Below are 21,492 nucleotides of genomic sequence, written 5' to 3'. Positions count from 1 at the left end.
GACGCGGTCAGGAGGCCGGGTCGGGATCGGCGGGCCGGCGGCGCAGCGCCCAGGACCCGAGGCCGGCGCCCACGGCGAGCAGCGCCAGGAGCCCGGTGGTCAGCTGCTGCGGGGCGGCGGCCGGCTGGACGCCCCCGGTGCCGGTGTCCGCCGTGACGGCCTCGGCGTAGGCGGTGCCGTAGCCCGCGCCGTAGCTGGAGCCGACGCTGCCGGCGACGGTCGTGGTCGTCTCGGTGACGGTCTCGGTGTGCGTGCTCGTCGACTCCTCGAAGAGCACGAAGGCCTCCAGGCTCGCCTCCACGCGCTGCGCGGCCTCGGGGGCGACGACCACGACCGGCACGGACCGCTCGAGCGCGGCGTTCCCGTCGTCGAGGGGGCTCGGCCGCACCGCGCCGTCCCCGGACGACTCGTCCCGGGGTGCATCGGTGCCGTCGGTGGTGTCCGGGTTCTCGGCAGCGGCACCCTCGCCTGCGGTCGGGTCGGCGCCGGGGGTCGGCTCCGCCGCGCCGTCGTCGGCCTCGTCCCCGGCGGGCACGACGGGGGCTGCCGCGATCTCGAAGGCCGTACTGGCGGACCAGCTCAGCTCGCGGTCCTGGCCGGCGATGAACAGGTCGCGGTAGTCGTCGTGGGCGAGGACGGTGAGCTCGGTCGTGGGCGTCGTGGCGGTCACGGTCACGGTGAGCTCGCCCTCGGTGGTGCCCGCGGGCACGGCGAGGTCGAGCACCTGCCGGCCGCTCTCCGCACCGAACGACCGTTCGCGGATCCCGTCGGCGAAGGTGGCCGGCCCGTCGAGGGCCACGGTCGTGGCGTAGGAGACCTCCGGCAGCTCGACGAGCAGGCGCTCGGGGGACCCGTCGGGGGCGGTGTCCACCGAGATCGCCCCGTCCTCCTGGGCTTGGAGCACGGGCACGGTGCGGCGGGCGTCCTCGAGCATCGCGGCGGCGCGCTCGAGGTGGGAGTCCTCGAGCCCGGACAGCTCCGGGTCCGGGGTCTCGGCCGTCGCCAGCGAGCGCACGGCCCAGTGGACGGCCAGCGCCTCGTGCGCGTCCGAGGTCGCACCGAAGACGGAGAGCAGATAGCCCGCCAGCGCGGCACTGTCCCGCTCCCAGTAGACGGGGGTGTTGCCGGCCCTCTCGCCGACGACCTGCGTCCAGCCGCCGTCGGGGTCGTCGACGGGCTGGGCCACGGCGTAGTGCTCGTCGTCGAGCACGTCCTCGCCCAGCGGCGCCAGGGGCTGGTCCTCGTCGAGGCCGTAGCCGGTGTCCCCGTTGCTCAGGGAGACGGGGGTGAAGTAGTGCTCCGGCCCGGTGGCCGGAGCGCCCTCGGGGACGTCCACCGCGGTGCCGTCGATCGCCACGGGCAGCGCGGCGGCCGGGGCCGCGGTCAGCAGCGGGCCGGCGACCGCGGTGGTGCCGGCGAGCACCGCGGCGGCGAGCAGCCGGGGGCGGCGGGCGGGCAGGGTGGAGGGCATGGGGGTCTCCTGGGGAGGGGCGGGAGGGGTGGTGCGCCGGGCGCTCCACCGTCGTTTACCAATGTAATTGCATGGGGTCGCGGTGTCCCGTGCGGGACGCCGTGCGACGGGCGGTGTACCCGCAAGAGCGGACAGTCCCGCGTCGCGGGCCGTCACGGGACCGGGGCCGTCTCGGGGTCGAGGGCGAGGTCGACCACGAGGTTGTTCGTGTAGGACCACGTGGGCGAGCCGTCGGGACGGACGTAGTCGCCCGAGCACGTGATCAGGGACAGCCCGGGCTCGCCGGTGAGCTCGAAGACGTCCTGCGGCAGCGCCGTGCGCGGGGTCGGCTCCCGCACGGCGACCACCGTGTAGGAGTGCACGGCCCCGGCGCCGTCGGAGACCCACAGCTTCTGGCCCGGTCGCGCGGTGTGCAGGGTGCCCAGCGCGGGGGCCTCGGCGGGGTGGTCGACGTGGCCGGCCAGCACGGTGTTGCCCTGCGCGGCGCCGACCGGGGCCGACTCCTCGTACCAGCCGATCGCCGCCCGGTCCGAGTGCGTGGGCACGACCATGGCGCCGGCGCCGTCGGTGCCGACGGGCTCGAGGACTGCGTCCACCCCGATCGACGGGGAGCACACCCGGGCCCGGGTGGTCAGGTCGCCGCAGGTCTCCGGACCCGTGATGCCGGTGTGTGGGCCAGGGTCGCCGGCCGCCCGGGCGTCTTCCTGCGACAGCGACGCGGTGGCCAGCGGGCCGGGCGCACTCACCGCGGCGGGGTCTGCGTGCTGGACGTCCCCGCCGACGACGACGGACCCGCCCAGCTGCTGCTGCACGAGCAGGCCGGCCGCGGCGAGGGAGACGAGGGCGAGGAGGGTTGAGAGCAGAGAACGAGCGTTCTTCCTCGGAGTGGTGACGGTCTTCAGCATCGCGGTCACATCTTCAGGACGTTGAGCACGGTGGGCCCCAGCACGGTCAGGAAGAGCACCGGCAGGATGAACAGCATGAGCGGGATGAGGATCTTCGTCGGGATCTTCTGTGCCGCTTCCTCGGCCCGCTGGCGGCGCTTGACCCGCATCTCGTCGGCCTGGGTGCGCAGCACCGAGGAGATGGAGATGCCGTAGGCGTCGGCCTGGATGACGGCGCGGGTGAATTGCCGCAGATCGGGCACGTCGGTGCGCTGCTCGAGCGCCAGGTAGGCGTCGCGGCGCGGGATGCCCACGCGCATCTCCTGGAGCGTGCGCACGAGCTCCTCCGCGAGCGGGCCCTTGCCGTTGTGCCCGGCACGCGCCATGGCGGACTCGAAACCGAGGCCGGCCTCCACCGCGATCATCATCTGGTCGAGGGTGTCGGCGAGCTCGAGCCCGATCGCCTTCTGCCGCTCGATGCCGCGGGAGTACAGCAGCAGCTCCGGCAGGAAGTAGCCCCCCGGCACCATGACCACGGTCATCAGCAGGATCATGCCGTTGCCGCCGGTCAGGCTCAGCAGCAGCAACCCCACGAGCAGCGCCGCGCCGAAGGCGTAGGCCTTGTAGGCCAGGAGCCGGGGAACGGGCCAGCCGGCGGGCCGGCCCGCCTTGGAGTACAGGGTCTCGAGCCGCTCCCGGCCCTTGCCGGTGGTGAGGCGCTGGGCCCAGCCGAAGTCTGGAGCCTCGTTGACGGCCGTGGTCTCCGGACCGGTGAGGCCGACGCGCAGGTTCTCGCGCACCAGCCGGTCCCCGCCCCAGCGCACGCCCACGGCGAGCCAGATGGCCATGGCGGCAGCGGCGGCGAGGAGCAGCGGGCCGAGGAGGAGGGGGGTCATTTGGCGTCCTTCGAAACAGGAGGGTTGCTAGAAGGTGATCTTGATAATGCGCGACATCCAGAAGCCGCCGATCGCGAACATCAGTAGTGCCAGGCCAATCATTGCGAATCCGAGAAAACCACTCGAAATGAAAAGAGCGATGTAACTGGGTGCGGTGAAAGAGAGGACTGCTGCGATCAAGACAGGGAGCGCCATCAGGATGTATGCGGACATCTTCCCCTCGGCCGAGAGGGTCTTGACCTGGCGGCGGATCTGGTTGCGCTCCCGGATCGTGCCGGCCACGCGGTCGAGGACCTCGGCCAGGTCACCGCCGACCTCGCGATGGATGCCGATGGCCTGAGCGACCCAGGAGAAGTCCTCGGACTCCATACGCTTGGCGACCTGGCTCATGGAGTCATCGAGGTCCATGCCGAGACGCGTCTCGTTGACGATCCGTGTCAGCTCCTCCGAGGTCGGTGCCTCGGACTCCCTGGCTACTGCATCAACGGCGCGCAGCAGCGAGTGGCCGGCGCGGAGCGATCCGGAGAACAGCTGCAGTGTGTTGTCGAGCTGATCGGCGAAGATCCGCTTGCGCCGGTTCGTGAGGAATCCGACCACGGCTTTCGCCCCGATCGGCGCGGCCAGCAGGAACAGGAGGCCCAGGAGGAATCCACCCATGATCGTGCCGATCGCCGTGGCCGCGGCCGCCCCTGCGGCGACCAGGACGAGGAAGTCCGCCGGTGAGGCCTTGATGCCGGCGTTCTCCAGGGCGGCAGCGATGCGCCGCGTCCACCCTCGCTCCTCGAGGAACTCGGAGACCGCCTCGGTAGTCACCCCGGTGAGCCGGGACAGCTGCGAGGCCTCCTGTTCCCGGGGCCCTCGCGGGGGCCGGCGGCGGTCCATGGGCAGCCGCGGGGTGCGGGAGCGGAAGACCACGAAGAGCCCGAGCAGCCCCGCGAGAACGAGCAGCCCGAACCCGGTCAGCAGCGGCGCCATCAGTGCCGTCCCGGGTCGAAGACGGAGGGGTGGAGCTTGATGCCGTAGTCCTCGAATTTGTCCACGAAGCGCGGGCGCACCCCGGTGGAGCGGGTCGTGCCGCGGAACCGGCCGGTGCGCGGGTCCACGCCGGCGTCCCAGTCGAAGAGGAACGCGTCCTGCAACGTCACGGTCTCGCCCTCCATGCCCTGGATCTCGGTGATGTGGGTGACCCGGCGGGTGCCGTCGCGCAGACGCGAGAGCTGGACGACCACATGGATGGCCGAAGCGATCTGCTCGCGGATCGCCCGCTGGGGCAGGTCCATGCCGGCCATCATCACGAGGGTCTCGAGGCGCGAGATGGTGTCGCGCGGGGAGTTGGCGTGGATGGTCGAGAGCGACCCGTCGTGACCGGTGTTCATGGCCTGGAGCATGTCCAGGGCCTCGCCGCCGCGGCACTCCCCCACCACGATTCGGTCGGGTCGCATGCGCAGGGAGTTCTTGAGCAGGTCCCGGATGGAGATCTCGCCCTTGCCCTCGATGTTGGCCGGCCGGGACTCGAGCTGGACCACGTGCTCCTGCTGCAGCTGCAGCTCCACGGCGTCCTCGATGGTCACGATGCGCTCGCCGTGCGGGATGAAGGAGGAGATGACGTTGAGCATCGTCGTCTTGCCGGTGCCCGTGCCGCCGGCCACGAGGATGTTCAGGTGCGCCTCGACGCAGGCCCGCAGCAGGTCGGCCATCTGCGGGGAGACCGAGCCGAAGCGGATGAGGTCCTCGATGGTCAGCGGGTCCTTGGCGAACTTGCGGATCGTCAGGGACGAGCCCTTGACCGCGAGCGGCGGGATGACGGCGTTCACACGCGAGCCGTCGGGAAGGCGCGCGTCGACCAGCGGTGAGGACTCGTCGATGCGCCGGCCCACCTGGGTGACGATCTTCTCGATGACGTGGCGCAGGTCCTGCTCGGTGGCGAAGGTCGCCTCGGAGAGGAACACCTTGCCCTTCTGCTCCACGAAGATCTGGTTAGGCCCGTTGACCATGATCTCGGTGACGGAGTCGTCGTCGAGCAGCTCCTGGAGCGGGCCGTAGCCGAGCACGTCGTCGCTGACCGAGCGGATCAGCCGGATCCGCTCTTCGGAGGACATCGGCACCTGCTCCTCGGCGACGATTCGCGTGAGCTCCTTGGTGGCGAAGTCCTTGAGCTGGACGTCGGTGAGGCTCGAGTCGGACTGGCGGGAGCCGATGCGGTCGAGCAGTTCCTGCTTGACGCGATGCTTGAGTCCGGCGAGAGCGTCGAACTTCCCGACCTGCACCCTCGGGGCAGGCTCGGCCGGAGCCTCCTGCATCGGGGTGGGCAGAAGGAGCGAGCTCGATGCCAGCGAGTCGTCGCCCTCGGCTGGGAGCTTTGCAGCCGTCGGCGTTTCGGAATCCGTCTCGGGCGGCAGTTCAGGGCCGACCGGAACCTCTGCCACGGGGGCGGAAGCGGCCGGAGCGGCGGAGGTAGCGGGGAGGGCCTCACCCCGAGCGGCGGCGAGACGTTCGGCGAGCTTCATGAACGGACCAGAGCCTTCCGGTGCAGGCCCCGCCGGGGGGCGGGGCGGTCGGGGGCGAAGGAGTCGACGAGGACCTGCAGCTGCCGCGCCGCCTTGTCCTTGGGCGCGTGCAGCAGCAGGGGCTCCCCGCGGTTGGTGGCGTACGGGGCCAGACGGGACCGGGGCACCACGAGGTCGACCGAGGCGCGGATCGTGGCCTCGATGTCCTGCACCGACAGCCCGGAGTTCCGGTCGGCGGCGTTGACCACGACCTGTGCACTGGGCGGGACGAGGTCGATCTCCCCGAGCAGATCCATCTGCTTGCGCAGTCCCCGCACCCCAGGAACGTCCATGCCGGTGAGGAAGACGACGTCGGTGGCCGCCTCGAGCGCGGAGAGCGCGTGCTCGCCCATGCCCGGGGCCGTGTCGACGACGACGTACTGGAACTGCCCCGAGAGCTGCTTGAGCAGGTGGGCGACCTGGGCGCCGCCCACGAGCTCGCCCTCGGCCGGGTTGGCCGGCGTGCACAGGGCGTAGATCGAAGCGGGGTGCACGGTGAGGAAGGTCTTGAGCACCAGGGCGTCGTCGACGGCCGGGCCGGTCACGGCCTCGGTCAGCGAGTGCTCGGGAGCCAGCCGCAGCGCGGCGGCGACGTCGCCGAACTGGACGTCCAGGTCCACGATGACCGTGTTCATGGGCGCGATCCGTCCAAGCCCCACGGCGAGGTTGGTGGCCACCGTGGTCTTGCCGACGCCGCCCTTGGGCGAGGTCACCACGATGGTGCGGGAGTCGTCGCGCGGGGCGGTCGGCACGGCGTGCAGGACCCCGGTCGCGGGGCCGCCCTGCGGCAGCACACGGCGCCGGGACTCGGCGGCGTCGAGGACGCGGGACAGCGTGGCGAGGATGCCGTCGGCGTCGGCGTCGAGGTCGAGCACGTCGCGGAACCCGGCGCGCATCGCGGCCACGGCGAGCGACATGTCCGGCGGCACGACCAGGACAAGAGCAACCTCGGGGCGCTGGATGTCGAAGACCCCGCCCAGACGGAGGGCATCGTGGAGGTCGAGGCCCGGTCCGAGCACCACCACGGTGGGCAGCTCGCCCACCGAGCGGCCGAGCAACTCGTCCGGGGTGGCGGGCAGCGCGGTGCCGAGGACGGTCTGCACCTCGCCGGGCAGCCGGCCCTGGACGGCCTGGCGGAAACGGGCGTCGTAGGCGGGATCGCCGGTGACGAGCAGCAGGCGGCTCATGAGAAGTCCTCCCTGGTGGCGCCGTTGGCGTTCTCCTCGGCGTCCTCGGGCTCGAGCGAGAGCCAGATCCGGCCGAACTCTGAGGCGTAGACGATCTTCTCGGCGGTGTCGGCGTTCACCGCGAAGGTGACGAGCATGGTGCCCTCCGGCACGGCAGGGGCCTCGGAGCCCGTGGTCTCGGCTCCGCCCTCGCCCTCAGCGGGCGCCGCGGTGGAGGGTGCACCCTGCACCGAGGTGACGAGGACCTTGTCCAGGTCCTTGGCGGTCCGGGAGGCGCGACCTTCGTCGCCCTCGAAGGAGACGAAGAACCCGACCCGGTCCCCGGCGGCCAGCTGACCCCCGACGACGCGGGGCGCCTCGAGCTGGATGGTCACTTCCTGGAGACCGTCCGGCACGGGCACAGTACCGGGCGCCTCGAGGGCTTCCGGGTCGACCAGGCGGGAACCGAGCAGCTGCTCCCCCGGCTGCAGGTCGACGCCGGCGACCTTGCCGCTCTGGCCATCCAGCGTGGAGATTGCCCCCTCGGGGACGACGGCTGCCGGCACCGTGTGCAGGGTCACGGATTCGCCGAACTCCTTGACGGGCGTCCCTTCGGCGATCGGCGCGGTGACGAGGTACACCTCGCGGGGCTGCTGATCGTCCAGGGCGCGGGCGTCGGCGGTGCCGACGTAGGTGGTGACGAGGACCAGGCCGGCGATGGCAAGAACCGCCATCACGAAGCCGGCGAGAATTCGGGTCTTCACGGGAGTGTCATCCTCACGGGGTGAGCAGAGCAGGATCGGTGGTGAGAAGAATGGATCATTCGGTGAGCTCGACGACGGCCAGACCGTTGGACGGCGGCTGCGTCGAGAGCTCGTAGTCGTCGAGGGTCACGTACTCGACGAAGCGGCCGTAGATGCCCTTGTTGCAGTAGTTGGAGGACCCCGTGCAGGCCGGGTAGTTGTACTCCTCGTTCGAGGTGAACTTCCAGCCCAGGACCTCGAAGGCCACCCACGCCGTGATGGTGTACTCGGCGTTGGCTCCTGTACCGTCGACGTCCTCATAGACGGGGAAGAGCAGAATGTTGTCGAGCGCGCCGCTCTTGATCTGGGCGAGAATCTCGTCGCAGACGCTGGGCAGGTTCGAGCCCGTGTCGGCGGCCACGACCACCGAGACCGAGACGTCGGCACCGCAGGCAGGATCGCTGTCGTTCTTGGCGAGCTTGTACCAGCCGAAACCGCCGGCAGAGCCGGCCGTCCCAGAGGGGCATCCCGCCGAGTTCGAGTTGTCCTGCATGCCGATGACCACCGGTCCGTCGTCGAACTTCGCGTCGACCTCGCACTGAGCAAAGGCGATGGACAGCTGAGCCGGCCCCTTCTGCACCGCACCCCACTGCGCCCCCGAAGAGGCGCCCACGGTCGCGGTGTCCTGCCCGAAAACACGGGCGAAGGCGAGCGACAGCGAACCCACACCGCTCTCGTCTCCGGTCGCGAGTCGGACGTCGACGCTCTGCGCCGCCATGTCGACGGAGGCCTCCGCGACGGCCGCCGCGTCGTCCTTCGCGTTGGCGTTGGCAAGCGCTTGGGCGGTATCGGTCGGAGTCGCGCAGTCGGCACGATTCACTGCACAGTCCTGCGCGATGGCCAGCGCGGCGGCATCGGCGCCAGACTGCAGCTCGGCGCGTTCCTCATAGAGCATGCCGACGTCGATCGCGAGTGCTGCGAAGCCGAGAAGCACGACGAGAGAGACGGCCGTCATGATGGATACGGCTCCGCGCTCGCCATTCTCGCGATGCACCGTCCGGGCGTCGAGAAGGTGGTCGATCAGCCGCCGCATCGCATGGCCGCCTCTCCTGTCAGGGTTAAACCATCCGCGATGCCGGTGAGTGTCTCCATCTCATGCGTCACAGTGACCGAGACTTGCTGGCCTGGATTGCAGCTGGCCGGAACGGCTGTGAAGTCGCCGTCTGTGAGCGCCACGGACGGAGCCGCTGACTTCCCGCGGCTCACGGCGTCGCCCCATACATTGCCGATCGCCATGGTGCGCGCAGTCTCTCGTGCTGCATGGGTCAAGCTGATCTGAACGTTGTACGCTCGACCGAATTCCATGATGCCGAGCAGCAGCGCAAGAAGAACCGGCACGACGAGGGCGAATTCCACGGCAGCGGCTCCGCGTTCGGAACGCAGGCAATTCATGGTCGCGCCTTTCCAAAACGTGCAAGAAGCCTGGAGGGTCAGGACGACTGCGCTTGTCCGTGACAACAAGCGCCGCGATGCCCCGGTGCGGGACGCCGCGGCGCTTGTCTTCCGCTTGAGGAAATGGTTACGGCGCGACGTTCGTCAGGTCGCCGGCAATGCGGCTGAAGAGGCTGCTGATGTTGCCGCCGAGCAGGGTCACCGCGACAATGATCGCCACGGCGATCAGGCCAACGATCAGGCCGTACTCCACGGCGGTAGCGCCCTTCTCGTCCTTCTTGAGGCGCTCGCCGGCGGCGAAGAAGACGTTCTGGATGGTGATGAGCAGAGGCAGCATGGCAGGATCCTTTGAGAGAAGGGGGTAAGGAAAATGGGTCCGTCAGCTCTGTCGGTATGTGCCTCGCGGCTCTCCCCGTACCGGGCTACTGACCTGTAAGAAGATTAGACTTTGCTCCAGCAAAGACACAACCATTCGTATGCATGCTCTTTGGGGGACGTCAAAGTCCGACGTAATGCCTGGTCGGAGACTCCATGCACCTGCATCGAGGGTTCCGAGGACGTTCCTGTCCCCCGAACGGGGTCAGTACAGGCCCGGCAGAAGGTAGTTCCGCGCGATCGGCTCGCCCCACACCACGGCCACGAGGGCGCCGGCGAGCATCGACGGCCCGAACGGCACGTCGCTGCGCAGCCCGCCCCGCCGGCTCGCCAGCACCGCCAGCCCCACGAGCGCCCCGACCACCGACGCGAGCACCGCCCCCACGAACAGCGCACCCCAGCCCTGGTAGCCGAGGAACAGGCCCAGCACGGCAGCGAGCTTGACGTCGCCCATGCCGAGGCCGGCCGGTGAGATGAGGGCCAGCACGAGGTAGAGCGCGAAGAGCATCACGGCACCCAGCACGGCCCGGACCAGCGCTCCCCAGGTGCCGTCCACCGCGGCAGCACAGGCCAGCAGCACGAACCCGAAGCCCAGGGCGGGCAGGACGACAGCGTTGGGCAGAAGGTGGTGGCGCAGGTCGATCACGGTGAGCACGACCGCGATCGCGGCGAGGAACAGGTGCGCCGGCAGCTGCCAGGACAGGCCGAAGACAAAGGCGGAGGCCGTGAAGAGTACCGCGGTGACCACGGCGAGCAGCCGGGTGATACGGGCATCGGACGCGAGAGGCTCCGCGTCCGATGCGGAACCGTCGGGCAGCACCGGAGCGGGGCTGTACCGGCGGATCATCCGGGGCAGGAAGGCCCCCACAATCGCCCCGGCCAGACCGGCGACCAGCAGCAGCCAGAGAGGGGCGGCGCCCACGACGGTCTCCACGCATCAGCTCCTGCGGGACGGGGGCGCATCGGGGGGCGCCCGGGGTCGGAGCCGTCCCCACTTCTGGGGGACGAACGGCACCGACACTAGCCGAAAGAGTGGGGCCGAAAGCATTCCGGCACGTCGGACGGCATTTCGGAAAGGTCCTGAGAATGCCTGCCGAAAAAACCGGGGAATCACTCACCACCATTATGAATTGCGAAATACCGAATGCCGTCATTCCACGGTGGAAAGCGGCGCAATCAGCAGCATGGTCATTTTCCGGACATGCCGGAGAGGTGCGGCTGACCACGCCGCACCGACCCTGGCCGGCTGGGGAAGCTCTGGCCGGCGGTTCAGGCAGCGGCGAGCGCGGCGTCGTCGAGGGCGGTGTCCTGCTCGGTCCAGCCGGTCTCCGGCGGATGCGCCAGGTGCCAGCGGACGGACTCGGCCACCCGGACCGCCGGGTCGCCGGGCACCCAGCCGAGGACCTCCTGCGCGCGGTGCGCGGAGGACAGCAGGTGCTGGGCGGGGGCGCCGGTGAGCGCGAGCTCGGGCGGCAGCGCCGCGTCGGGCACCCGGACCAGCTCGAGGGATGCGCCGGCGGCCTCGACGATCTGCTCGAACCACGCCCGGATCGGCCGGACGGCCGGCTCGGCGAGGTTGAGCGTCGTCCCGGTCGCCGCGGGGGTGTCCAGGGCGGCGAGCACGCCGGTGGCGACGTCGTCGACGTGGGCGCGCGACCACAGCAGGTTCCCGGCGCCGATCGGCATGCGGGTGCGCCCGGCGCGGATCCGCCGCAGCACGACGTCCTCGCGGCGCTGCGCGTCCTGCGGGCCGTAGACCATGGGCAGGCGCAGGACCACGGCTCCGCGCCCGGCCCAGGCCTCCTCGACGTCGAGCTTCTCGTAGTCCTCCGGGATCCCCGGCAGGCCGGCACCGCGGTACGGGTAGCGCTCGGCGCGCAGCGGGGCCTGCTCGTCGAGCGGCACCGCCGCGGTGCAGCGGCCGGTGCGCAGCCCGGTGTAGGCCTCGTAGACGTCGTGGCTGGAGAGCACCACGGTGGGCACCTCGGGGAGCGCGCCGAGCACCGCGGTCACGTCGGCGCGGGTCAGGGCGTAGGCGTCCACGACGGCCGTGGGCGCGAACTCGCGGATCCGGTCGGCGTGGCGGGCGAGGTCGCGCCGGTCGGTGTGCAGGTGGCCCACCGGCGCCCAGGGGCGCGGTTCGTGCCCGCCGCGGTGCACGACGAGCACGCGGTCCCCGCGCGCGTGCAGCCGCTCGACCACCCGGCGGCCGATGAAGGTCGTCCCGCCCAGCACCAGCACCCGCATGCCCACGCCTCCCGCGCTCCGCTCCGGTCCTGCTGTGGGTCAGTGTCCCAGAGGAGCGGGCGGGCCGTCACGGGTGCGCGGGCAGGTCCTCCAGCACCGCGAGCGCCGCGGCGAGCCCGTCCTCCTGACGGATCCGCTCCCCCACCTCCTGGGCCCTGCGGCGGCAGCCGAGCGCCTCGCCGACGGCGGCGGTGAGCGCCGCCGTCGTCAGCCTGCGCCGCGGCAGCGGCGCGGGGCCGAGGCCCCGGGCGTGGACCCGCCGCCCCCAGAACGGCTGGTCGGCCAGGAAGGGGACGACGACGGCGGGCACGCCCGCCCGGGCCACCGCGTGCACGGTGCCGGCGCCGCCGTGGTGGACGGCCGCCGCGGCGTGCGGGGCCACCAGGTCCAGCGGCGCCCCGGCCCGCACGAGCACGTCCGGGCCGGCGCAGTCCTCGGGCAGGGCGAGCCCGCCCCAGCCGGTGAGCAGCAGCGTGCGCAGCCCGTGGGCCCGGGCGGCCCCGACCACCGCGCGTCCCCGGGCGAGCGGGTCCCCGGCGGCCATCGAGCCGAAGGTCGCCAGCAGGAAGGGCCCGCCCCGGGCGAAGTCCTCGACGGCGGGCTCCAGCACGGCGCCGGGCGAGGAGTGGTGCCAGGCGCCGGTGAGGTGGACGCTCGCCGGCCAGTCGGCGGGCCGGTCCAGCAGTTGGGGGCTCGCGGCCACGAGCGTGGCGGTCGGGGGTGCCAGGGCCGCAGTCACGGCGTCGGCGTTCCCGCCCGGCAGCGGGGCGCACGCGCGGAGGAGATCACGGCGGAACATCCGGGTGGCGCCACGGCCCACGGCGTAGGTGGACCGGTTGAGGGGCCCGAGGTCCCGGTGCACCACGCCGGGCGCGGGGAACTCGCGGGTCGGGGTGAGCACCGGCACCGCCTCGACGAGCACGTGCGGCACCCCGAGGGCCCGGGCCGCGGCGGGGGCGGTGAGGACCTTGGCGTGGTGGACCACCGCGTCGGGCCGGAAGGCGAGGGTCTCGCGCACCGCGGCGGCCAGCATCCGCCGCATGCCCGGGCGCACCTCGCGGCGGAAGTGCCGCACGGCCGTCCACGGGGAGATGCCGTGCTCGGCGACCAGGTGGTGGAAGTCGACGTCGAGTCCGACCGCGTCGAGCCCGGACAGGTCCGCCCCCGGGTTCTCGGGGACGCCGAGGCGCACCTCGTGGCCGGCGGCGGTCGCGCGGCGGGCCAGCGCCGCGAAGGGCTCGACGTCCCCGCGGGTGCCCGAGGTCAGCAGCAGCAGTCGCACGGTCCCAGTGTGCTCCTCCCCCGCCGCCGCGGCCCGGACCGTCCGTACCGGGATGTGACGGCGCCGCCGTTAGCGCGTCCGGGGCGCTTCCTAGCATGAGGAGTGTCGGGGGTCACACCGGCCGGCGCGGCCTCCCGGCACTTCCATCCCACACGTGAGCAGCACTGCGGAGGACGATCGTCATGACCACGCACTCGAACCCCTGGCCCGCCGGCACGCCCTGCTGGGTGGACCTGATGGCCTCCGACCTGGGCCGGACCCAGGCCTTCTACCGCGACGTCCTCGGCTGGGACTACACCGAGTCCCAGCCCGAGTACGGCGGCTACTGCAACGCCCAGGTCGGCGGGGAGATGGTCGCGGGCCTCTCCCCCACGATGGAGGGCATGGAGTCCGCCCCGCACGTGTGGTCGGTCTACCTCGCGACCAACGACATCGCCGCCCGCGCGGCGCAGGCCGTCGAGGCCGGCGCGACCCAGGTCTACGAGCCCATGGAGGTCGGACCCTTCGGGTCCATGGCGATGCTCACCGATCCCACAGGGGCCGCCTTCGGGCTGTGGCAGGCCGACGAGCACGTCGGCTTCACCCGGGTCGAGGAGCCGGGCGCGGTGGCCTGGTGCGACCTGATGACCGCCGACCCGGCGGCGGCCCGGGACTTCTACGGCCGGCTCTTCGGCTACGCCTACCAGGACATCGGGGACGAGTCGATGCCCTACGCCCTGTTCACCGTCCCGGGCGGGGACCGGCCGGCCGGCGGGATCGGCGGGCCGGATCCCAACGCCGGGGACACCCAGCCCGGGTGGGGCGTGGCCTTCCAGGTCGAGGACGTCGACGCCGCCGCGGAGCGGGTGCGCACCGCCGGCGGCACGGTCAGCTCGGAGCCCTCGGACTTCGAGTACGGGCGGATGGCGGTGGCCACCGGTCCCGACGGCGAGGTCTTCGTGCTCATGACGCCGTCGGAGGAGATGTGAGATCCCGGCCTGCACCGCGCCCGGCTCAGGAACCGGGCGCGGTGCAGGCCTCCTCGGGACCCCAGCGCAGCCAGTCGGGCAGCTCGGCGGTGAAGGCCTTGCGCACGGCGGGGTCGGTGGTGACGGTCCAGTCCACGGGGCCGTCGATCTCGACCTCGTGCTTGTCCCACTCGAACCAGCTGATCAGCTTCAGCTGCGGGTACTCCTGCGGGATGGACGGGTCGAAGACCTGCCGCCACCACGCCTGCTTGATCGCGAGCTCGTCGGCGCCGCCCTCGGCCGGGTTGTACAGGGCCGCGGTCTCCGGGACGGCCACGGGCTTGCCCCGCCGCTGCCCGTACTCGGCGTAGAAGTCGGCCACGGCGCGGTCGTCGCCGCCCGCCCCGGCGTAGGTGCCGGTGAGCTGCTGCAGGAACTTGCCGTCCTCCGGCAGCTCGTTCTCGCCCCACGGGTGGGCGGAGCCCCAGTGGTACAGGGACATCCCGACCCAATCCACGGCGTCGTCGCCCGGGTAGTACGGGGCGTAGGCGTCGTCGGCCATGGTCAGCACCCCGTTGCCGTCGGTGTCGAGGGCCGCGAAGTCGGCCGTGCCGGGCTCGGCCTCGTACTGCCCACCGGAGAAGGGGTAGCCGCCGCCGTAGTTGGGCGCCCACATCATGGCCGAGCCCCGCGCCTGCTCGTGGACCGCGTCCGCGACCCTCCGGTAGGCCTCCACGTAGGCGGTGGGCTGCTGGCCCCAGGCGTACCAGGAGCCGTTCATCTCGTGGGCGAAGCGCACGATGACCGGCACCCCGGAGGCGTTGACCTCCGCCAGGTCGGCCGCCAGCTCCTGCGCGACCTCCTCCGTCACCTCGGCCAGCCCGCCCTCGGGCTCGAGGGTCAGCAGGAGGATCCGGCCGTCGGCGCGGACCTGGTCGGCCGCCATGCGCAGGTAGCCGGCGCCCTGCTCGTCGTAGGGGAAACCGGTGAAGGAGACGGACACGGTCGGCTTGTGCCCCAGCCGCTCGGCGTAGGCGCCCAGCGAGCGGTCCTCCCAGTCCAGGTTCACCCCGTACAGGGCTCCGGTCTCCGGGACCAATTCGGAGCGGTCGGCCGCCGTGCACACCGGCGGCGGCTCCGGACGGGACTGCTCCTCGGCGCGCGTGGAGAGCTGACCGGCGATGGTCGCACCGCCGAAGGCGAGGGCGCCGACGAGCACGACCGTGACGAGCGTGGATTCCTTCACCCGGCCAGCGTAGGCACGTGCCGATGCAAAGTGATGGACATCGGGGTGGAGTCGCCCGTCCGCCGGCGGCACCGGCGGACGGGCGGCTCCGGCCGGGCTCAGCCGAGCAGGATCACGTCCAGCCGGCGCGGCCCGTGGACGCCCTCGACGCGCTCGAGCTCGATGTCCGAGGTCGCCGAGGGACCGGAGATCATCGTGACCGGCGCGGTCGGCTCGATCCGGGTCAGGGCCTCGGGGATCAGCTCGACGACCGTCTCCAGCGGGACGACGCAGATGTGGTGGTCGGGCACGAGGCTGATCGCCCGCCGCCCCTCGTCGGGGCGGCCGGTGAGGAAGATCGTGCCGGTCTCGGCGCACGAGACGGTGGAGGAGGTGACCACGGCGTCGACCGCGTTGAGCTCGCGCACCCCCAGGGCGGAGGGCTTGCGGGCGTCGTTGGGGTCGGCGATCGCCCGGCGGGCGGCGGTCTCCTCGGGCAGCCAGGCCGTGTCGATCCCGGCGGGGACCACGTAGCGGGCCGAGGCGCCGAGCAGCTCCGCGATCCGCCCGGGCAGGGACTCGGGCGTCTCGCGGTGGACCCCGGCCTTGTAGTCGACCAGCCGGTCCTCGAGCATCTCGACGACCTCCGTACCCGCCCGCTCGGAGGCCCTCCGGTAGGTGCGGGCCGCCGGGGCGGGCGCCGGGGCGTCGTGCAGGGCCCCGCGGATGCGGGCCAGGATCTCGGCCTTGGCCTCGGTGTGCGCGGTGCTCATCGGTCCTCCTCCGGGCGGTCGTGCGGGGCGTCCACGGGCTGGGCATCCCCGGGGCGGTCGTGCGGGACGTCCGCGGGGCCTGCCGCCCCGTCGGCGGCCAGGCGCTGGTCGGTCTCGCCGGCGTGGCCGGCCCACCAGTTGCGGAAGGACTCCCTGGGCGGGGCGGGGATGTCCCGCTCGTCGGTCCAGCCGCCCACCACCCCGGGCAGCCAGGAGATCGCCCGGTCCTTCCCGGCGACGACCCGCCCCAGCGGCAGGCCCTTCTCGGCGAGCGCCATCCGCCGGCCCGAGGACATGACGAAGGAGGCGCCCTTCATCATGAGGTCCATCTGGGACGGCGCCTTGGGGGTGCGCCGGGTCCGGGCCGGCGCGGCGGCGGCGCCGTCGTCGGAGCGCTCCCCGCGCTGGGTGCGCACGTCCTCGTCGCGCAGGTGGACGAGGATCTCGGGGATGTTGATCTTCACCGGGCACACGTCGTAGCAGGCCCCGCACAGCGAGGACGCGTACGGCAGGGAGGCGTTCTGCTCCGAGGTGATGCCGGTCAGCTGCGGGGACAGGATCGCCCCGATGGGTCCCGGGTAGGTCGAGCCGTAGGCGTGGCCGCCGGTCTGCTCGTAGACCGGGCAGACGTTCAGGCACGCCGAGCAGCGGATGCAGTGCAGCGCCGAGCGTCCCTTCGGGTCGGAGAGCACCGCGGAGCGGCCGTTGTCGAGCAGGACCACGTGCACGTCCTGCGGCCCGTCCCCGGGGGTGACCCCGGTCCACATCGAGGTGTAGGGGTTCATCCGCTCCCCCGTGGAGGAGCGCGGCAGCAGCTGCAGGAACACCTCGAGGTCCTCGAAGGTGGGCACGATCTTCTCGATGCCCATCACGGTGATCAGGGTCTCGGGCAGGGTCAGGCACATCCGCCCGTTGCCCTCGGACTCGACCACGGTCAGCGTCCCCGTGGAGGCCACCCCGAAGTTCGCCCCGGAGATCGCCACGGAGGTCGAGAGGAACTTCTCCCGCAGGTGCTTGCGGGCCGCCTCGGCGAGGTCGCGCGGCTCGGCCGTGAGGCTCTCGTCGGTCTCGGGCATCTGCTCGAGGAAGATGTCGCGGATCTCGTGGCGGTTCTTGTGGATCGCCGGCACGAGGATGTGCGAGGGCCGGTCGTGGCCCAGCTGGACGATCAGCTCCGCCAGATCGGTCTCGGTCGCGGTGATCCCGTGGGCCTCGAGGTGGTCGTCGAGGGCGATCTCCTGGGTGGCCATGGACTTGATCTTGATGACGTCCGTGGAGCCGGTGGCCTGGACGAGCCCGGTGATGATCCGGTTGGCCTCCTCGGCGTCGCGGGCCCAGTGCACGGTGCCGCCGCGGGCGGTGACGTTGGCCTCGAACTGCTCGAGCAGCTCGGGCAGGTGCGCCATCACCTGCTCCTTGATGGCCGAGCCGGCGCTGCGCAGCTCCTGCCAGTCGGGCAGCTCCTCCACGACCCGGGCACGCTTGCCGCGGATGGTGTGGGTGGCGTGGCGGATGTTCGCCCGCATCTGCGTGTTGCCCAGCTCGGCCTCGGCGGCCTCGGGGAACGGGACGGCGGTGTGCAGCCGGCCGTGCCCGTGCACGGGCCTCACGGCGGGCATGCCCAGGGCGGTGCGGCTCATCGGGGACCTCCTGCGGTCTGGGTCGGGACGAACGACGACGGGCGCGCCGGCCGCCGCGGGATGGACAGCTCCACCGGCCCGGAGACCTCCAGCGGGTTGCGGCGGGTGGAGGCGAGGATCTCGGCGAAGTGGACGGTGCCCACCCCGGTGCCCCGCCGGGCCATGGCCCCGCCCAGATGCATCAGGCAGGAGGCGTCCCCGCCGGTGCACAGCTCGGCGCCGGTGGCCTCGATGTTGCCGATCTTCTCCTCGGCCATCGCCGCGGAGACGTCCGGGTTCTTGAAGGAGAAGGTCCCGCCGAACCCGCAGCACTCCTCGGCGTCGGGCAGCTCGACGAGCTCGACCCCGGCCACCGAGGCCACCAGGTCCTTCTGCCGGTCGCCCAGGCGCAGCAGGCGCATCCCGTGGCAGGAGGGGTGGTAGGTCACCGTGTGCGGGAACCACGAGCCCAGCTGGGCCGCGGCGTCGGTGACGCCCAGGACGTCGGTGAGCAGCTGGGAGAGCTCGTAGGTGTTCCCCGCGACGGCCTCGGCGGCGGCCGCGAGCTCCTCGTCCCCGCCGGCGCGGGCGACCATCGGCTGCTGGTGACCCAGCGAGGCCACGCAGGACCCGGAGGGGGCCACGGCGACGTCGTAGTCGGCGGCCGTGAAGGCCTTCACGTGGTTGCGCACCACGGGCAGGGCATCGGCCAGGTACCCGCTGTTGACGTGCATCTGCGAGCAGCACCCCTGGCCGGGCGGGAAGACGACCTCGTGGCCCAGGCGCTCGAGCACCCGCACGGTGGCCAGGGCCACGCGGGGGTACATCGCGTCCACGATGCACGTGGCGAACAGGGCGATTCTCATGCGACCTCCGGGTCCGGGACGACGACGACGGGGCGCACCGGCCCCTGTGGTCTGACCATAGTAGACCAGTGAGATCCACCCCACAATCGCCCCTCCGGGAGGCGGCGCAACGGACCGGCACGGAGTTGCCCTGTGATGCAGGTCATGTATTCTTCGTGGTCAGACCACTGTGGTCCGACCATAACGGACCGCGCCCTCCTGTCCACCCCGAACCCCGGGAGTCCGAGTGACCACCTTCACCTCGACGACGGACGCCGTCGGCGGGAGCGTCGCGCTCTCCGCCCTCGTCGGCACCGTCCCCCTGCTCACCTTCTTCGTCATGCTCCTCGGCGTGAAGGCCCGCGCCTACCTCTCCGGCGCGACCGCGCTCGTGGTGGCCGTCGTCGTCGCCGTCCTGGCCTTCGGCATGCCGCTGGGCCTGGCGGTGCTCTCCGCGACCCAGGGCGCGGTCTTCGGCTTCTTCCCCATCGTGTGGATCGTGGTCATGGCGCTGTGGTTCTATCAGGTGACCGTGCTCAGCGGCCGCTTCGAGGACATGCGCACGATCTTCGACACCATCGGCGGCGGGGACCTGCGGATCCAGGCGATCCTCATCGCCTTCTGCTTCGGCGGCCTGCTCGAGGCCCTCGCCGGCTTCGGCGCCCCCGTGGCGATCACCGCGACCATGATCCTGGCCCTGGGGCTGAAGCCCCTGAAGACCGCGACCGTGGTGCTCATCGCCAACACCGCCCCCGTGGCCTTCGGCGCGGTGGCCATCCCGATCACCACCGCCGGCGTGCTCACCGGCCTCGACCCCGCCCGCATCGGCGCGGTCGTGGGCCACCAGGCGCCGTTCTTCGCGCTGCTGGTGCCCTTCATCCTGCTGCTGATCATCGACGGCGCCCGCGGGCTCAAGGAGGCCTGGCCGGCCGCCCTCGTGATCGGCGGCTCCTTCGCGATCGCCCAGTGGTGGTGCGCCACGTACTTCTCCTACGAGCTCACCGACGTCGTCGCCTCCCTCGTGGGCCTGGCCTCGGCCGTGGTGCTGCTGCGCTTCTGGCGGCCCAAGGGCGCCGAGGGCGTGCGCACCCGCCTCGGCGTCGAGAAGCCGCCCGCACCCGAGGGGCTGACCCCGGCGCGCGTGTGGATGGCCGTGCTGCCCTACGTGCTCGTCGTGGCCGTGTTCGGCATCGCCAAGCTGTGGACCCTCGGCGCCGACGTCCCCGCCGCGCTGGCCGCCACCGACGTCGCCGTGCCCTGGCCCGGGCTCGACGGGCGCCTCGTCGACGACGCCGGCGAGCCGATCACCAGCACGGTCTACAAGTTCCAGTGGCTCTCCAGCCCCGGCACGCTGCTGCTGATCACCGGCCTGCTCGTGGCCGTGATCTACTCCGTGTTCACCGCCAACGGCCGCTTCAAGCTCTCGCTCGGCAACGCGGTGGCGGAGATCGGGCGGTCCTTCTGGAAGATGCGCTTCTCGGCGCTGACCATCATGAGCGTGCTCGCCCTGGCCTACGTCATGAACTTCTCCGGCCAGACCATCGCGATCGGCACCTGGGTCGCCGGCCTCGGCGCGGCCTTCGCCTTCTTCTCCCCCGTTCTCGGCTGGCTCGGCACCGCCGTGACCGGCTCGGACACCTCGGCCAACGCGCTGTTCTCCAACCTGCAGAAGACCGCCGCCGAGGGCACGGGCCTGGACCCGCACCTGATGACCGCCGCCAACACCTCCGGCGGCGTGGTCGGCAAGATGATCTCCCCGCAGTCCCTGGCCATCGCCGCGACGGCCGTGGGCATGGAGGGCAAGGAGTCCGCCATCTTCCGCTCGGTGATCTGGTGGTCGGTGGGCCTGCTCGTGCTGCTGTGCACCCTGGTGTTCCTGCAGTCCAACGTGCTGGCCTGGATGCTCCCGACCTCCTGACCCGCCGCCCCCCTCGCCCCCGCACACCCCGCGGGATCCCCTCGGCCGCACGAGCCCCCACGTCCCCGGCGCATCCGGCGTGGGGGCTCGTCGCCACCGCGGGATCCCGCGGAGACCCCGCGGACGCCTCGCGGACGGGCGGCCGCGGGGTTCCTAGAATGGACCGTTGACCCCCGACCCCAGGAGCAGCCCGTGCCCGCGCCATCGCGCACCTACACCGTCGTCCTCGACTGGCTCGAGGACCGCCTGCGCTCCGGGGAGATCGCCGTGGGCGACAAGCTGCCGGGCGAGCGGGCCCTCGCCGAGGAGTTCGGCATCTCGCGGGCCTCGGTCCGCGAGGCCATCCGCGTCCTCGACGCCATGGGCCTGGTCCGCTCCTCGACGGGCTCCGGCCCGAACGCCGGGGCGATCGTGATCTCCGAGCCCTCCGCCGCGCTCGCCTGGGCGCTGCGGATGCACGTGGCGACCCGGTCCCTGCCCGTGCGCGACCTGGTGCAGACCCGCCTGCTGCTCGAGACCCAGTCCGCCCACGAGGCCACCGCCGTGCCCGACGGGCCCGAGCGCGACGCCGCGCTCGGGCGGGCCGCGGAGCTGGTGGCGGCCATGGACGACCCCGGGCTGCCCGACGAGGACTTCCACGCCCGCGACGCCGAGTTCCACGTGGTGCTCGCCTCCCTCGCCGGCAACGTCGTCGTCGGCACGATCATGGCCTCGCTGCGCCAGGCGATGATCGGCTACGTGCAGGAGACGGTCGCCGGCCTCGACGACTGGCCGGCCGTGCGCCGCACCCTCCAGGAGCACCACAAGGCCATCCTCGCGGCGTTCCGGGAGCGCCGGGGCGAGGACGCCGCGGCCGCCCTGCGGGAGCACATCACGTGGTTCTTCGGCCTGCGCGTGGAGCAGGAGGAGCAGCAGCGGCTGGGGCACGACGCACCCGGGGCGCGGGCTCGGCCGGGCGCCGGCACGCGCTCCGCCTCCGGCGGTTCCTGACCCCGCGCCCCGGCCGCGGGCAGCACGACGGCGGCCCCACCGGAATCCGGTGGGGCCGCCGTTCTCGCCACGAGGTGCACGCGGGGGGTCGTGCCGGGCAGATGCACGGTAGG

At 72.2% G+C, this 21,492-nt stretch carries 20 protein-coding genes; 3 read left to right on the top strand and 17 right to left on the bottom strand.

The genetic code is table 11. The features are described 5' to 3' along the window. Positions 1–7 precede the first annotated feature (7 nt). The 13 genes from LQU92_RS13125 to LQU92_RS13065 form a co-directional block, all read right to left on the bottom strand. Positions 8–1,471: a hypothetical protein gene (locus tag LQU92_RS13125; protein ID WP_230781231.1), complete on the bottom strand. Its 1,464-nt coding sequence runs from the start codon at positions 1,469–1,471 to the stop codon at positions 8–10. A 152-nt stretch (positions 1,472–1,623) separates the two neighbouring features. Continuing rightward, positions 1,624–2,376, bottom strand: coding sequence for a class F sortase (locus tag LQU92_RS13120; RefSeq protein WP_230781230.1), 753 nt, complete (start codon positions 2,374–2,376; stop codon positions 1,624–1,626). Positions 2,377–2,381: 5 nt separating this feature from the next. Then, positions 2,382–3,251, bottom strand: coding sequence for a type II secretion system F family protein (locus tag LQU92_RS13115; RefSeq protein WP_230781229.1), 870 nt, complete (start codon positions 3,249–3,251; stop codon positions 2,382–2,384). Positions 3,252–3,278: 27 nt separating this feature from the next. Beyond that, positions 3,279–4,226 (bottom strand): type II secretion system F family protein, encoded by a 948-nt coding sequence (locus LQU92_RS13110; protein ID WP_230781228.1) that lies wholly within the window; start codon positions 4,224–4,226, stop codon positions 3,279–3,281. Then, positions 4,226–5,758 (bottom strand): CpaF family protein, encoded by a 1,533-nt coding sequence (locus tag LQU92_RS13105; RefSeq protein ID WP_230781227.1) that lies wholly within the window; start codon positions 5,756–5,758, stop codon positions 4,226–4,228. The genes LQU92_RS13110 and LQU92_RS13105 overlap by 1 nt, the downstream gene beginning before the upstream one ends. Beyond that, on the bottom strand, positions 5,755–6,984 hold the full coding sequence (locus LQU92_RS13100; RefSeq protein ID WP_230781226.1) for an AAA family ATPase: 1,230 nt from the start codon (positions 6,982–6,984) through the stop codon (positions 5,755–5,757). Before LQU92_RS13100 ends, LQU92_RS13105 begins: the two co-directional genes overlap by 4 nt. Continuing rightward, positions 6,981–7,727, bottom strand: a complete 747-nt coding sequence (gene cpaB / locus LQU92_RS13095) for a Flp pilus assembly protein CpaB (protein WP_230781225.1) — start codon at positions 7,725–7,727, stop codon at positions 6,981–6,983. The genes LQU92_RS13100 and cpaB overlap by 4 nt, the downstream gene beginning before the upstream one ends. Positions 7,728–7,782: 55 nt before the next feature. Further along, on the bottom strand, positions 7,783–8,799 hold the full coding sequence (locus LQU92_RS13090; protein ID WP_230781224.1) for a pilus assembly protein TadG-related protein: 1,017 nt from the start codon (positions 8,797–8,799) through the stop codon (positions 7,783–7,785). After that, positions 8,787–9,122, bottom strand: a complete 336-nt coding sequence (locus LQU92_RS13085; protein WP_308071638.1) for a TadE/TadG family type IV pilus assembly protein — start codon at positions 9,120–9,122, stop codon at positions 8,787–8,789. Before LQU92_RS13085 ends, LQU92_RS13090 begins: the two co-directional genes overlap by 13 nt. 163 nt (positions 9,123–9,285) lie before the next feature. Beyond that, the gene (locus tag LQU92_RS13080) at positions 9,286–9,495 is read right to left on the bottom strand and encodes a Flp family type IVb pilin (RefSeq protein ID WP_230781222.1); all 210 of its coding nucleotides are present in this window, start codon (positions 9,493–9,495) and stop codon (positions 9,286–9,288) included. A gap of 243 nt (positions 9,496–9,738) precedes the next feature. After that, positions 9,739–10,467 carry an A24 family peptidase gene (locus LQU92_RS13075; protein ID WP_230781221.1) on the bottom strand — a complete coding sequence of 243 codons (729 nt, stop codon included), beginning with the start codon at positions 10,465–10,467 and terminating at the stop codon, positions 9,739–9,741. A gap of 335 nt (positions 10,468–10,802) precedes the next feature. After that, on the bottom strand, positions 10,803–11,780 hold the full coding sequence (locus LQU92_RS13070; protein WP_230781220.1) for an NAD-dependent epimerase/dehydratase family protein: 978 nt from the start codon (positions 11,778–11,780) through the stop codon (positions 10,803–10,805). Between the two features lie 67 nt (positions 11,781–11,847). Then, on the bottom strand, positions 11,848–13,062 hold the full coding sequence (locus tag LQU92_RS13065; RefSeq protein ID WP_230781219.1) for a glycosyltransferase: 1,215 nt from the start codon (positions 13,060–13,062) through the stop codon (positions 11,848–11,850). Between the two features lie 182 nt (positions 13,063–13,244). Between LQU92_RS13065 and LQU92_RS13060 the strand changes: the two genes are divergently transcribed. Further along, a complete protein-coding gene (locus tag LQU92_RS13060; RefSeq protein ID WP_230781218.1) occupies positions 13,245–14,030 on the top strand; it encodes a VOC family protein in 786 nt (261 codons plus the stop codon). 25 nt (positions 14,031–14,055) lie between these two features. Here the strand turns inward: LQU92_RS13060 and LQU92_RS13055 are convergent, their stop codons facing one another. The 4 genes from LQU92_RS13055 to LQU92_RS13040 form a co-directional block, all read right to left on the bottom strand. Then, on the bottom strand, positions 14,056–15,255 hold the full coding sequence (locus LQU92_RS13055) for a glycosyl hydrolase (protein ID WP_230781217.1): 1,200 nt from the start codon (positions 15,253–15,255) through the stop codon (positions 14,056–14,058). 98 nt (positions 15,256–15,353) lie between these two features. Then, on the bottom strand, positions 15,354–16,007 hold the full coding sequence (locus LQU92_RS13050; protein WP_230781216.1) for an LUD domain-containing protein: 654 nt from the start codon (positions 16,005–16,007) through the stop codon (positions 15,354–15,356). Beyond that, on the bottom strand, positions 16,004–17,647 hold the full coding sequence (locus LQU92_RS13045; protein WP_230781215.1) for a LutB/LldF family L-lactate oxidation iron-sulfur protein: 1,644 nt from the start codon (positions 17,645–17,647) through the stop codon (positions 16,004–16,006). The genes LQU92_RS13050 and LQU92_RS13045 overlap by 4 nt, the downstream gene beginning before the upstream one ends. Beyond that, a complete protein-coding gene (locus LQU92_RS13040; protein ID WP_230781214.1) occupies positions 17,644–18,492 on the bottom strand; it encodes a (Fe-S)-binding protein in 849 nt (282 codons plus the stop codon). Before LQU92_RS13040 ends, LQU92_RS13045 begins: the two co-directional genes overlap by 4 nt. Before the next feature lie 226 nt (positions 18,493–18,718). Here LQU92_RS13040 and LQU92_RS13035 point away from each other — a divergent pair, with 226 nt between their 5' ends. After that, complete coding sequence (locus LQU92_RS13035; protein WP_230781213.1) at positions 18,719–20,389, top strand: L-lactate permease; 1,671 nt, start codon at positions 18,719–18,721, stop codon at positions 20,387–20,389. A 192-nt stretch (positions 20,390–20,581) separates the two neighbouring features. Next, positions 20,582–21,379: a FadR/GntR family transcriptional regulator gene (locus LQU92_RS13030; RefSeq protein WP_230781212.1), complete on the top strand. Its 798-nt coding sequence runs from the start codon at positions 20,582–20,584 to the stop codon at positions 21,377–21,379. Positions 21,380–21,492: the final 113 nt, after the last annotated feature.

Origin of the sequence: Kocuria sp. LUK, from assembly GCF_021012935.1 — a bacterium.
In the GTDB taxonomy this organism is placed as follows: domain Bacteria; phylum Actinomycetota; class Actinomycetes; order Actinomycetales; family Micrococcaceae; genus Kocuria; species Kocuria flava.
The sequence above is the reverse complement of the archived record's forward strand: the minus strand, read 5'-3'. Positions and strand labels throughout refer to the sequence as shown.

Coding starts and splice junctions, on each gene's coding strand:
- LQU92_RS13125 (WP_230781231.1), bottom strand. CDS start 1,471: ATGCCCTCCACCCTGCCCGCCCGCCGCCCCCGGCTGCTCGCCGCCGCG.
- LQU92_RS13120 (WP_230781230.1), bottom strand. CDS start 2,376: ATGCTGAAGACCGTCACCACTCCGAGGAAGAACGCTCGTTCTCTGCTC.
- LQU92_RS13115 (WP_230781229.1), bottom strand. CDS start 3,251: ATGACCCCCCTCCTCCTCGGCCCGCTGCTCCTCGCCGCCGCTGCCGCC.
- LQU92_RS13110 (WP_230781228.1), bottom strand. CDS start 4,226: ATGGCGCCGCTGCTGACCGGGTTCGGGCTGCTCGTTCTCGCGGGGCTG.
- LQU92_RS13105 (WP_230781227.1), bottom strand. CDS start 5,758: ATGAAGCTCGCCGAACGTCTCGCCGCCGCTCGGGGTGAGGCCCTCCCC.
- LQU92_RS13100 (WP_230781226.1), bottom strand. CDS start 6,984: ATGAGCCGCCTGCTGCTCGTCACCGGCGATCCCGCCTACGACGCCCGT.
- LQU92_RS13090 (WP_230781224.1), bottom strand. CDS start 8,799: ATGCGGCGGCTGATCGACCACCTTCTCGACGCCCGGACGGTGCATCGC.
- LQU92_RS13080 (WP_230781222.1), bottom strand. CDS start 9,495: ATGCTGCCTCTGCTCATCACCATCCAGAACGTCTTCTTCGCCGCCGGC.
- LQU92_RS13070 (WP_230781220.1), bottom strand. CDS start 11,780: ATGCGGGTGCTGGTGCTGGGCGGGACGACCTTCATCGGCCGCCGGGTG.
- LQU92_RS13060 (WP_230781218.1), top strand. CDS start 13,245: ATGACCACGCACTCGAACCCCTGGCCCGCCGGCACGCCCTGCTGGGTG.
- LQU92_RS13050 (WP_230781216.1), bottom strand. CDS start 16,007: ATGAGCACCGCGCACACCGAGGCCAAGGCCGAGATCCTGGCCCGCATC.
- LQU92_RS13045 (WP_230781215.1), bottom strand. CDS start 17,647: ATGAGCCGCACCGCCCTGGGCATGCCCGCCGTGAGGCCCGTGCACGGG.
- LQU92_RS13040 (WP_230781214.1), bottom strand. CDS start 18,492: ATGAGAATCGCCCTGTTCGCCACGTGCATCGTGGACGCGATGTACCCC.